This is a genomic window from Serratia sp. L9 (assembly GCF_050632285.1).
Taxonomy (GTDB): Bacteria; Pseudomonadota; Gammaproteobacteria; order Enterobacterales; family Enterobacteriaceae; genus Chania.
Map to the genome: position 1 here is coordinate 5,659,100 of NZ_CP192591.1, position 11,345 is coordinate 5,670,444.

At 53.8% G+C, this 11,345-nt stretch carries 11 protein-coding genes and 1 pseudogene; 1 reads left to right on the plus strand and 11 read right to left on the minus strand.

The window, feature by feature from the left end:
• Positions 1–100: 100 nt before the first annotated feature.
• From dinB to ACQ86O_RS26895, 9 genes and pseudogenes are all read right to left on the minus strand, one after another.
• Complete coding sequence (dinB, locus tag ACQ86O_RS26855; protein WP_431223594.1) at positions 101–1,159, minus strand: DNA polymerase IV; 1,059 nt, start codon at positions 1,157–1,159, stop codon at positions 101–103.
• 99 nt (positions 1,160–1,258) lie between these two features.
• Entirely contained in the window at positions 1,259–1,486 is a 228-nt protein-coding gene (gene nqrM, locus ACQ86O_RS26860) for a (Na+)-NQR maturation NqrM (protein ID WP_431223595.1), read from the minus strand.
• A gap of 7 nt (positions 1,487–1,493) precedes the next feature.
• Positions 1,494–2,508 (minus strand): annotated as a pseudogene (locus ACQ86O_RS26865) (FAD:protein FMN transferase).
• Positions 2,509–2,532: 24 nt separating this feature from the next.
• Positions 2,533–3,756 (minus strand): NADH:ubiquinone reductase (Na(+)-transporting) subunit F, encoded by a 1,224-nt coding sequence (gene nqrF, locus ACQ86O_RS26870; RefSeq protein WP_431223596.1) that lies wholly within the window; start codon positions 3,754–3,756, stop codon positions 2,533–2,535.
• A 15-nt stretch (positions 3,757–3,771) separates the two neighbouring features.
• Positions 3,772–4,368 (minus strand): NADH:ubiquinone reductase (Na(+)-transporting) subunit E, encoded by a 597-nt coding sequence (nqrE, locus tag ACQ86O_RS26875; protein WP_431223597.1) that lies wholly within the window; start codon positions 4,366–4,368, stop codon positions 3,772–3,774.
• A 6-nt stretch (positions 4,369–4,374) separates the two neighbouring features.
• The gene (locus ACQ86O_RS26880) at positions 4,375–5,004 is read right to left on the minus strand and encodes an NADH:ubiquinone reductase (Na(+)-transporting) subunit D (RefSeq protein ID WP_431223598.1); all 630 of its coding nucleotides are present in this window, start codon (positions 5,002–5,004) and stop codon (positions 4,375–4,377) included.
• On the minus strand, positions 4,997–5,791 hold the full coding sequence (locus ACQ86O_RS26885; RefSeq protein ID WP_431223599.1) for a Na(+)-translocating NADH-quinone reductase subunit C: 795 nt from the start codon (positions 5,789–5,791) through the stop codon (positions 4,997–4,999). Before ACQ86O_RS26885 ends, ACQ86O_RS26880 begins: the two co-directional genes overlap by 8 nt.
• Positions 5,781–7,022: an NADH:ubiquinone reductase (Na(+)-transporting) subunit B gene (locus tag ACQ86O_RS26890; protein WP_431223600.1), complete on the minus strand. Its 1,242-nt coding sequence runs from the start codon at positions 7,020–7,022 to the stop codon at positions 5,781–5,783. The genes ACQ86O_RS26885 and ACQ86O_RS26890 overlap by 11 nt, the downstream gene beginning before the upstream one ends.
• Before the next feature lie 3 nt (positions 7,023–7,025).
• Positions 7,026–8,375 (minus strand): Na(+)-translocating NADH-quinone reductase subunit A, encoded by a 1,350-nt coding sequence (locus ACQ86O_RS26895; protein ID WP_431223601.1) that lies wholly within the window; start codon positions 8,373–8,375, stop codon positions 7,026–7,028.
• Between the two features lie 561 nt (positions 8,376–8,936).
• Between ACQ86O_RS26895 and dpaA the strand changes: the two genes are divergently transcribed.
• Positions 8,937–9,695, plus strand: coding sequence for a peptidoglycan meso-diaminopimelic acid protein amidase (dpaA, locus tag ACQ86O_RS26900; RefSeq protein WP_431223602.1), 759 nt, complete (start codon positions 8,937–8,939; stop codon positions 9,693–9,695).
• On the opposite strand, the gene ACQ86O_RS26905 is transcribed toward dpaA, so the two are convergent.
• Together ACQ86O_RS26905 and lpcA are read right to left on the minus strand one after the other, a co-directional pair.
• Positions 9,639–10,433, minus strand: a complete 795-nt coding sequence (locus ACQ86O_RS26905) for a class II glutamine amidotransferase (RefSeq protein WP_431223603.1) — start codon at positions 10,431–10,433, stop codon at positions 9,639–9,641. The two genes, dpaA and ACQ86O_RS26905, sit on opposite strands and share 57 nt — an antisense overlap.
• A gap of 101 nt (positions 10,434–10,534) precedes the next feature.
• Positions 10,535–11,116 (minus strand): D-sedoheptulose 7-phosphate isomerase, encoded by a 582-nt coding sequence (lpcA, locus tag ACQ86O_RS26910; protein WP_431223604.1) that lies wholly within the window; start codon positions 11,114–11,116, stop codon positions 10,535–10,537.
• Between the last annotated feature and the right edge of the window lie 229 nt (positions 11,117–11,345).

The following is an 11,345-nucleotide window of genomic DNA, read 5'->3' on the forward strand; positions in this document are numbered from 1 at the left end:
CTCAAGGGAGAGGGTTTTGGCCGGGTGCCTTACCCTCGCCTACGCGAGAGGGAACCGGTCGCGTTGCCAGGTACTACGGTGCTGGGATTGGCAGGTCCGTTTACCAGGTCAGTACCAACTGCCTTTCAAGCTGGGGATCGAGCAGCGTGACATGCAGGCCTACCAGGCGAACGCCGCGCCCCTCTCGCCGCTCTTGCCACACCTGGCGGGCAACGTTAATCAAATCCTCTTTATTGAGCACAGGCCAAACGTGTTCCTGTGTGGTTTGCTGAAAATCCTGGAATTTCAGTTTCACGCCTTGCCGGGCGATATGCAGATCAGGTTTCACTTTACGTAACCGCATCTCCAGTTCTGGATAGAGTTTGTCGACAATCAGCGTTTTGCACTCTTCCCAGTCATGGATATCTTCCACCAGCGTGCGCTCTACCCCCACCGATTTACGCAGGCGATCGGGGGAAACTTCGCGTTCATCGATCCCCTGGCAGCGCTCCCACAACACCCGGCCAAATTTACCAAAGCGCTTTAATAAGGCGGCCAGATCGTACTTCTGCACATCAGCACAGGTGACCAGCCCCACCTCTTCCAGCCGTTTGGCGGTAACCTTACCCACGCCGGGGATTTTGCTCAGCGGCAATTGCTGCAAAAACTCCGGCACCTGGCCTGGGGTGATCACGTATTGGCCATTGGGTTTATTTAATTCTGAAGCGATCTTGGCCAAAAACTTGATGGGGGCAATACCCGCCGAGGCGGTGAGGTTCAGCTCATCCGAAATCGTCTGGCGGATCTGTTGGGCGATCAGGGTGGCAGAACCATTACATTGGGTGCTGTTTGTGACGTCCAGATAGGCTTCGTCCAAAGAAAGCGGTTCAATCAGCGGGGTATAGCGGGCAAAAATTTCACGGATATGCCGTGAGGCTTCTTTATAGGCCTCCATCCGCCCAGGCAACAGTTTCAGATGGGGGCATAACTTGAGCGCGGTAGCGGTAGCCATGGCGCTACGGACGCCATAACGGCGCGCCGGGTAGTTGGCGGTGCTGATGACCCCACGCCGATCGGCGCTGGCACCGATAGCCAATGGGATATCACGCAGGCTGGGATCGTCGCGCATTTCTACTGCAGCGAAGAAACAGTCCATATCGACATGAATGATTTTACGCATCGCGCCTCCAATTGCACTGTATAAGTATACAGTTAATTTATGAAAGCTCAATAACGCCAGATTGAGAAGGGCTCGACAAGCGGAACCCCGATTTACCGCTTAGAGGATGCGGTGCTTTTCCAGTTGTTCGCGCCGCAGCGCCTCTTTTGCCAGCCGTTTTTTACGCGCATCACAAGGCTCAGGACAGTCGCAGACTTTTTCCATCCCCAGGGCAGTAATACCGCCGCAGCTGCCCTGCAGGGTTTTGCGCCGGAAAACGTAGCCTAGCGACATGCCGCCGACAACCAGCAGGAACAGCACAAAGGATGCAACGAATACCATCAGCATAGTCGCCTCACGAACTTTTCTTCAAGTAGGGTTTGAACGCATCGGAATAACGCTCCTCAAACCCTTTATCGGTTTTCACGATCATAAACACCGGGATCCCCAGCAGATTGGCCAACGCCATTCCCCGCTCTGGCCCCATCACGTTCAGGCCGGTGGAAAGGCCGTCTGCCGTCATGCATAACGGGCTGATCACCGTGATCGACACCAGATGATGATGGATCGGTTTACCGGTCAGCGGGTCGATAGTATGAGAATAGCGCACTCCGCCCTGTTCGAAGTAATTACGGTAATCCCCGGAAGTGGCCATCGCCATTTCCCCCGGTTCAATCACCAGTTGCGCTTTCTGCTCGCCCCCGGCCACTGGCCGTTCGATTGCAATCCGCCACGGTTTTTTCACCATTGTGGCCACGGGTCCGGACTTCACCGCCGATATCGACCATGTAGTTTTTAATCTGCTGCGATTGCAGGTAATGCGCGATCGCATCAACGCCGTAGCCTTTGGCAATTGAGGAGAGGTCGACGTACAGTTCCGGGATGTGCTTGACCAGCGCATTGCCTTCTACTGTGAGTTTATCTATTCCCGTCCAGTTACGGCGCTGCTCCAACTCGGCTGCGCTGGGGACTTTATCCGGACGACCTTCAGGGCCAAAACCCCACAGGTTCACCAGCGGCCCGACGGTCACATCCAGTGCACCGTCGGTAACGCGGTTAATACGCAATGCTTCCAGCACCACTTCCGTGGTGGCGGCAGAAACCGGGAAGGGTTTACCCACTTCACGGCTGCTGTTAAAGCGGCTCAGTTCGGAATCTGGCCGGTAGGTCGACATCTGATCGTTGACCTGCTCCAACCGTTTGTCGATCTCTGCCTGTAGCGTTGCCACCGAAGGCGTTCCTTCCCCTGGGATAAAACGAATCGAATAGTAGGTTCCCATGGTCTTGCCAGTGAGATCTTCCTGCTTCGGTTCGCAACCGGTCAGCATCAACGCCGCGCCAAGCGCCGCCAGCATAATCCAAGCTTTCATTGCATAGCCGCTTACTGCGCGCATTTAACCACCAAAGTCATCAAGCATAATGTTTTCATCTTCGACGCCGAGATCTTTCAGCATCTTGATCACCGCCGCGTTCATCATCGGCGGCCCACACATATAGAATTCGCAATCTTCAGGTGCCGGATGATTGCGCAGATAATTTTCCAGCAGGACATTATGAATAAAGCCGGTGTAGCCCGTCCAGTTATCTTCCGGTTGCGGATCCGAAAGCGCTACATGCCAGGTGAAGTTTTCATTCTCCTCCTGCAGGCGGTTGAAATCCTCCTCATAGAACATTTCACGCAGTGAACGGGCGCCGTACCAGAAGGTGATTTTGCGCTTGGATTTGAGGCGATTCAACTGGTCGAAAATGTGCGATCGCATCGGTGCCATCCCGGCCCCACCCCCGATAAACACCATCTCGGCATCGGTATCCTTGGCAAAGAACTCACCGAACGGCCCCGAGATCGTCACCTTATCACCCGCTTTCAACGACCAGATATAAGATGACATAATCCCCGGTGGCACATCTGGGTTGCTCGGTGGCGGCGTGGCAATACGCACGTTGAGCATGATAATGCCTTTCTCATCAGGGTAGTTGGCCATCGAATAGGCGCGCACCGTCGGCTCTTTCACTACCGAACGGTAGCGGAACAGGTTGAATTTATCCCAGTCGCCCCGGTACTCCTGCGGCACATCGAAATCGGCATAATTCACTTCATGAGCCGGGGCCTCGATCTGGATAAAGCCCCCGGCACGGAAAGGTACATCCTCCCCATCAGGAATTTTCAGCTTCAATTCTTTGATAAAGGTGGCTTTGTTATCGTTAGAGATCACCTCGCAGTCCCATTTCTTGACGCCGAAAATCTCTTCTGGCAGCTCGATTTTCAGGTTCTGCTTCACGCTGACCTGGCACGCCAGGCGGCAACCCTCTTTGGCTTCACGCTTGCTGATATGAGAAAGTTCGGTCGGCAGGATATCGCCACCGCCTTCCTTGATAACCACCCGGCATTGGCCGCAGGAACCGCCACCACCGCAGGCCGAGGAGACGAAGATCCCCTGACTGGACAACATGTTGAGCAGCTTATCCCCCGCCGGGGCGGTAAAGCTTTTGTCCAGATCGCCATTAACTTCAACGGCAATATCGCCAGTATTCACCAACTTGGATTTGGCAAACAGGATCAGCAAGGTCAGCACCATTACGATGCAGGTGAACATGACAACGCCTAAAATAATTTCCATAAATGCTTCCTGCCTTTACAACTGAACGCCGGAGAATGACATAAAGCCCAGTGCCATCAATCCGGTGGTAATAAAGGTAATGCCCAGGCCGTTCAGCGCTTCTGGCACATTGGCATACTTCATTTTCTCGCGGAGCCCCGCCATGGCCACAATCGCCAGCATCCAACCGGTGCCGGAGCCAAAACCGTACACCACGGATTCAGCAAAGTTGTAGTCACGCTGCACCATAAACGATACCCCGCCGAAAATGGCGCAGCTCACCGTGATCAATGGCAGGAAGATCCCCAGGGCGTTGTACAACGCCGGGAAGAAGCGATCGAGGATCATCTCCAGGATCTGCACCAGTGCGGCAATCACGCCGATGAAGGTGATAAAGTTCAGGAAGCTCAGATCGACACCTTCCACCAACGCACCGTCACGCAACACCAGGTTATAGACCAGGTTGTTCATCGGCACGGAAATACCCAGCACCAGGGTTACCGCAATCCCCAGGCCAAACGCGGTTGAAACTTTCTTCGAAACGGCCAGGAAGGTACACATCCCGAGGAAGAAGGCCAAGGCCATGTTTTCAACGAACACCGCGCGCACAAACAGGCTGATATAGTGACCCATCTGCGATTACTCCTTTTCTATCTGCGCTGGCTTCAGGGCACGCAGGCCCCAAATCAGCAGGCCGATGATAAAGAACGCACTCGGCGCCAACAGGAACAGGCCATTCGGTTGATACCAGCCGCCGTTTTGCACCGTTTCCATTACCGTAACGCCAAACAGCTTGCCTGAACCGACCAGCTCGCGCAGGAACCCCACCAGGATCAGCACCACGCCGTAGCCTAAGCCGTTGCCGATGCCGTCCATAAAGCTTTCAATCGGCGGCGATTTCATCGCATAGGCTTCAGCCCGCCCCATGACGATGCAGTTGGTGATAATCAACCCGACGAACACCGAAAGCTGTTTGGAGATTTCGAACGCATAGGCCCGCAGCAACTGATCGACCACAATCACCAAGGAGGCGATGATGGCCATCTGCACAATGATGCGCACGCTATTGGGTATATGGTGGCGGATCAGCGAAATAAAGAAGCTGGAAAACGCGGTGACCAGCGTTACCGCAATGGTCATCACCACGGCGGTTTCCAGCTTGGTGGTTACCGCCAGCGCCGAGCAGACGCCCAGCACCTGCAGGGCGATCGGGTTATTGTCAAACAGCGGCCCCAGCAGAACCCGCTTAATCTCTTTGGAATCAGCCATTTTTCAGCGCTCCTTCACGGACTTTCTGTAGGAATGGGCCAAAGCCGTGCTCACCCAGCCAGAAATTAAAAGTATTCTGCACACCGTTAGCGGTCAGCGTAGCGCCGGAAAGGCCGTCCACGCCGTGCACATCTCCTGGCCGCGCCCCACCTTTTACAATGCGGATCGCCGGGTTGCCGTTGTCATCAAACAACTGCTTGCCGATCCATTGTGCGCGCCAACTGGGGTTCTGTATTTCACCGCCCAGCCCAGGGGTCTCGCCATGCTGGTAGAAGCTCAGCCCTCTTACGGTGTTGCCATCCGCATCCAGCGCAACAAAGGCGTACATCATCGACCATAATCCGGTGCCGTAAACCGGCAGCACGATCTTGTCTACCCTGCCACTTTCGTCACGCACCAGATAAATCTCGGCATAATTGCTGCGCCGCCGTATCCCAGCCAGATCCTGCTGGGGTGGCAATGCCCTGCTGGTGGTATCGCTGCGTAATGCATCTGCCAGGTCAAATCGGGTAGCATCACCCGGCACAAACTCGCCGGTGTCCAGCTCCAGCAAACGCGGCTCGATACGCTTGTTAAAGATTTCCGTGACCTGCTCTGCACTCATGCCACGCACCAGCAGACCTGCCACATCAAGGATGTTGCGTTGCTTGTCCAGCAGCCGTTGTTCCTGCTGTTTGGATTTCAACCCCACGGCGGACCCCGCCACGACCACAGAACACACCAGACACAGCAGCAACACTACCCACAGTGTTTTGCCAAAGCTGTCATTTTTAGATTCATTCGCCACGGGCTTTTCTCCGCTTGATGTTGGCCTGCACCACCAGATAATCGAACAGCGGCGCGAACAGGTTGGCTAACAGGATCGCCAGCATCATGCCTTCCGGATAGGCCGGGTTGACCACACGGATCAATATGCACATCACGCCAATCAGAATGCCGTACCACCATTTCCCCTTGTTGGTAAACGAGGCAGAAACCGGGTCAGTGGCCATAAAGATCATACCGAAGGCAAAGCCCCCAAGCACCAGATGCCAGTACCACGGCATGGCAAACATCGGGTTGGTGGCCGAGCCAATAGCGTTAAGCAGATAGGTGGTGGCGATCATGCCCAGCATGACGCCTGCCACGATCCGCCAGGAGGCAACGCGGCCAAACAGAATAATCGCCCCGCCAATCAGGATCATCAGCGTTGAGACTTCACCGATTGAGCCAGGAATATTACCGATAAAGGCGTCCATCCAACTGATGGACTGGCCAGTCACTTCGTTTATCAGCCCATGCTGCCCGCTCGCGCTCCACTGCGCCAGCGGGGTGGCACCTGAAAAGCCGTCGGCCGAGGTCCACACCAGATCGCCAGAAATCTGCGCCGGGTAAGCAAAGAACAGGAAAGCACGCCCCGCCAGGGCGGGGTTAAGGAAGTTACGCCCGGTGCCGCCGAAGATCTCTTTGGCAACGACGACGCCAAAACTGATACCCAGAGCGGCCTGCCATAAAGGCAAGGTAGGTGGAACAATCAGGGCAAACAGGATCGAGGTGACGAAGAAACCTTCGTTAATCTCATGTTTGCGTACCATCGCAAACAGCACTTCCCAAAATCCCCCCACCAGGAAGGCTACGGCGTAGATCGGCACAAAATAGGTAGCACCCAGCACCATTTTGCTGATCCAGCCCGCATCGGCATTAAGCGAAGCTCCCAACCACTCGGCTAACCAGTAATGCCAGTCACCAGCCAGGACCTGTAGCAGTTGCTCGCCGCTGTAGAGATGATGCAATGCCGGAATGGCCTGATGGCCGACGTTGTACATGCCCCAGAACATGGCCGGGAATACCGCCAGCCATACCAGGATCATCATGCGTTTCAGATCGATGGCATCGCGCACATGCGAAGCCCCGTGGGTTACCGTGCCAGGCGTATAGAACACCGTGGCGGTGGCTTCAAACAGCGGATACCACTTTTCCAGCTTGCCGCCCGGCGTGAAGTGATGCTCAATCTTGTCAAAAAAATTCTTCAGGCCCATGGGTTATCCTTCCTGCTCAATCTTGGTCAGCACTTCGCGCAACACCGGGCCATATTCATACTTGCCGGGGCAAACGAAAGTACACAACGCCAGATCTTCTTCATCCAGTTCCAGACAGCCCAACGCCTGCGCGCTGTCAGTATCCCCTGCCAGCAAATCGCGCAGCAGGTGAGTCGGCAGAATATCCAGCGGCATCACCCGTTCGTAGTTACCGATGGGCACCATGGCACGCTCACCGCCATTGGTGGTGGTCGAAAATGCGAACAGTTTGTTCTTGAGGAAATGGCCCAACGTGGTACGGGTAATGGAGAATTTATCCGGGGCCGGGGTTATCCAGCCAAACAGCTCTTTCTCTCGCCCTTCTAACAGCACAGAAACCTGATTATGGAATCGGCCAAGCCAGGCATTCGGGCCGCTGGCGTGGGTGCCACTTAGCACCGAGCCGGAAATCACACGGTTCTCGCCAGCCTTGAGGCGGCCCGCCGTCAGTTCATCCAGGCTGGCACCCAGACGGGTACGCAACAGAACCGGCTGCTCTACCTGAGGCCCGGCCAGCGCCACGACATGGCGGGTATCGAGTTGGCCGGTGGTAAACAAGGTACCCACGGCGATCACATCCTGATAACCCATATGCCAGACGGTTTTCTGCGCACTGACCGCCTCCAGGAAGTGGATATGCGTACCGACCAGCCCGGCAGGATGCGGCCCAGCAAACTCGCTGTAGCTGATTTGCGCCCCGGCAGCGGTTTCCAGACGTGTGCCAGCCGCATGGCAGACATGCACCTTGCCTTCGGTCAGACGGGCCAATACCGCCAGCCCGGCGTTAAACGCCGCCAATTGCTCATTGATAATAACCAGCGGATCGGCCGCCAACGGTTGGGTATCCATAGCACTGACGAAAATGGCTCGTGGAGAGGTTCCAGGACGAGGGGTTTTGCTGAATGGGCGGGTGCGCAATGCGGTCCAGAGGCCACTGGCTATCAGATCGCTTTCTACCTGTTCGCGTTCCAGCATCGGCAAATCGGCTGGTTGATAATAAGCCAGCTCCACCTGCTCATCGCCGCCGTTTTCAATTTCAATCACCACCGACTGCAGTATGCGGCGCTCACCACGGTTGATGGCGACGATCCTGCCACTGGCTGGTGCGGTGAAAAAAACGCCAGGGTTCTTTTTATCTTCAAACAGCGCCTGGCCCTTTTTAACATGCTCCCCTTCCTGCACTAACATGGAAGGGCGCATGCCGACATATTCCTGGCCGAGCAGTGCCACTTTGCTGATGGTTGGACCATCTTGAATCGCCTGCAAAGGTGCCCCGGCTATTGGCAGGTCTAACCCTTTTCTGATTCTAATCATAGGATTTATAAGGTTTTTTAAATTTTCACATGTCTTACCAGCCCCAGAGGCAGGTGCAGACGATGCAGGATGATGAAGTTGCTTAACAACTTCCGGATGGGCACGATGCTATCATGCCCAACATGAATTTTTCACACCAGCCAAGCCAAGATATTGACATTCGAACCGGTGATTGCGCCAATAAGGCAGAATGTTAAAACATTGCTATAAATAATAGAGGCAGAAGTGATGATATTTTATGCAATATCAATCTGCTTATTATCCTGTTAATAACTTGCAGCGCAGGCGCGATATTAACATTTTCGGCAACATTTTTCCGTGCTATCTAGTGACCTGAGTCAAGCAAATGCAATTAAATACCCGAGCTACCCGGGTATTGATCGTTAAAATCTGCTAGTCAATTCACTTTTATCGAGTATTGTAGTTTTTTTATACACTTCTTGTATTGCTAAAAAAAGACACGCTGGTAATCTGGCGTGGTTTAATGTGATAACACGTCAGTGGCACGCTGGCAGAGTTCTCTCCACCAGCTAAAAAATATAAATGCAGGAATAATAAAGAATGAGCAAAGTCGCGCTGTTGTTTGCGATGCTATTTTGTATGCCGATGATCACCGCCTGCAGCGCTAGCGAGCAGGCCCCTGAAGCACCGGTAGTCACACAGCAATTATTAGGTTCACCCGTCTATATTCAGATATTCAAAGAAGAACGCAAGCTGGAGCTGTATGCCAAAATGGGCAATGAATTTCGCCTGGTGAATAGCTTCCCTATCTGCAATTTCTCTGGTGGCCTCGGGCCGAAACGCCGTGAAGGTGACTTTAAAAGTCCAGAAGGCTTTTACAGCGTCGATACACGCCACTTGAAGCCTGATAGCAAATATTACCGGGCGATTAATATCGGTTTCCCGAACGATTACGACAAAGCGCAGGGGTATTCCGGTGCCTATCTGATGATCCACGGCGAATGCAAATCGATTGGTTGCTACGCGATGACCAATACCTATATGGACGAGATCTATCGCTATGTGGAAGCGGCATTTGCTTATGGGCAAAGCCGGGTGGATATCAGTATTTATCCGTTCCGAATGACCGAACAGAACCTGCAGCGTCACCGTTCATCCAGCTACATCAATTTCTGGCGCCAGTTGAAGCCGGGATATGACTACTTTGCCAAAAACCATCTCCCACCGATGGTTGCGGTGACCAACGGCCAATACGTGTTGGCTCAGCCAGTCATCGGCAGCGGCCAGCCAACACAATATGCATCAACGGTTGACACTAACCCGTTCGCCCAGAGCAAGCCTCTCACCATAGTAAAATAACGCAAACTCGCCTGGTGCAATCTTGTGCCAGGTTTCATTACCCGTCAGCGGCTGGGTGGCGATCACCGTCACCACGTCATCGGGTGTGGTCTGCCGCTGAAAATCAATTTCTACGTCCTGATCGAGCAACGTGGCTTTGCCAAAGGGGGCGCGCCGGGTGATCCAATAAAGATTGGTTGAGCAATAGGCCATCACAAAGCGCCCATCCGACAGCAACATATTGAACACCCCTTTCTGCCGCAGTTGATCGGCCAGCAACGCAATATAGCGAAATACGGCTGACCAATTGCTCGGAGTGCGTGGGTATTTTAACGTTAGTTGGTGCAGCAGCCAGCAGAAAGCATATTCACTGTCGGTCTGCCCCACTGGGCGGAAATTGCCGGTTGCCAGTTGGCGATACCCTTTCAGTTGGCCGTTGTGAGCGTAAGTCCAGTTACGGCCCCAGAGCTCACGGGTAAACGGATGGGTATTTTCCAGCGCCACCTCCCCACGGTTAGCCTGGCGGATATGGGAAACCACCGCACAGGATTTGATCGGGTATTCCTGTACCAGGCGGGCGATGGGGGAATTGAAGCTAGGCTGGGGATCTTTGAACGTGCGGCAACCGTTCCCTTCATAGAAGGTAATGCCCCAACCATCTTTATGTGGCCCGGTACGGCCACCGCGCTGAACCAGCCCGGAAAAACTGAAGCATATATCGGTTGGTACGTTCGCGCTCATCCCGAGCAATTCACACATCAATGGCTACCTTTAACAGCACTGACTTTGTTTCATCGGGGCGCAGTCAGCGTTGCTCCCCAACACGCCTGGTTCTTGGGGGCGATTAGCCCCTGCAACCATTAAGCTTTAACCATCTCTTTTTCGATAAGTTGAATCAAGATATGAATCGCTTTGATGTGGATTTCCTGGATACGATCGGCGTAGCCAAAATGCGGAACTCGGATTTCCACATCGGCGGTGCCTGCCATTTTGCCGCCGTCCTTGCCGGTCAGGGTGATCACTTTCATCCCTTTGGCGCGGGCCGCTTCGATTGCCTTGATGATGTTGCCGGAGTTGCCGGAAGTGGAGATCCCCAGCAGCACGTCACCTTCACGGCCAACCGCTTCCACATAGCGTGAAAACACATAGTCGTAACCAAAGTCGTTACTGACACAAGACAGGTGGCTGACGTCAGAGATCGCAATCGCCGGGTAGCCTGGGCGGTTTTCACGATAGCGGCCAGTCAACTCTTCCGCGAAGTGCATCGCATCACAGTGAGAGCCTCCGTTACCGCAAGAAATCACCTTTCCACCCGCTTTAAAAGCATCTGCCAGCAAGATTGCCGCGCGTTGGATCTGGTCGATATTGGCGTCATCGCTGAGGAATTTCGCCAGAGTATCAGCCGCTTCATTCAGTTCACTGCGAATTAAATCGTGGTACATAGAGATAGCCTCTTGTTGTGCTGTGGCACCGTCAATCTTTCGTCTCGCAGTGTAACGGATTGCAGAAAAACCTAGAAGCACTGTGATGAAAACAGCACTTCTGCGGCGTTCCGGATGAAGCTTTTCCTGGCTGATGCTGTCAGTTTGTGATCCGAGTTGTAATTAAAGTGTAAATTCATTGATAAAAAATTGGGTATGGACTAAAACCATTATTAATACATAACAGGTC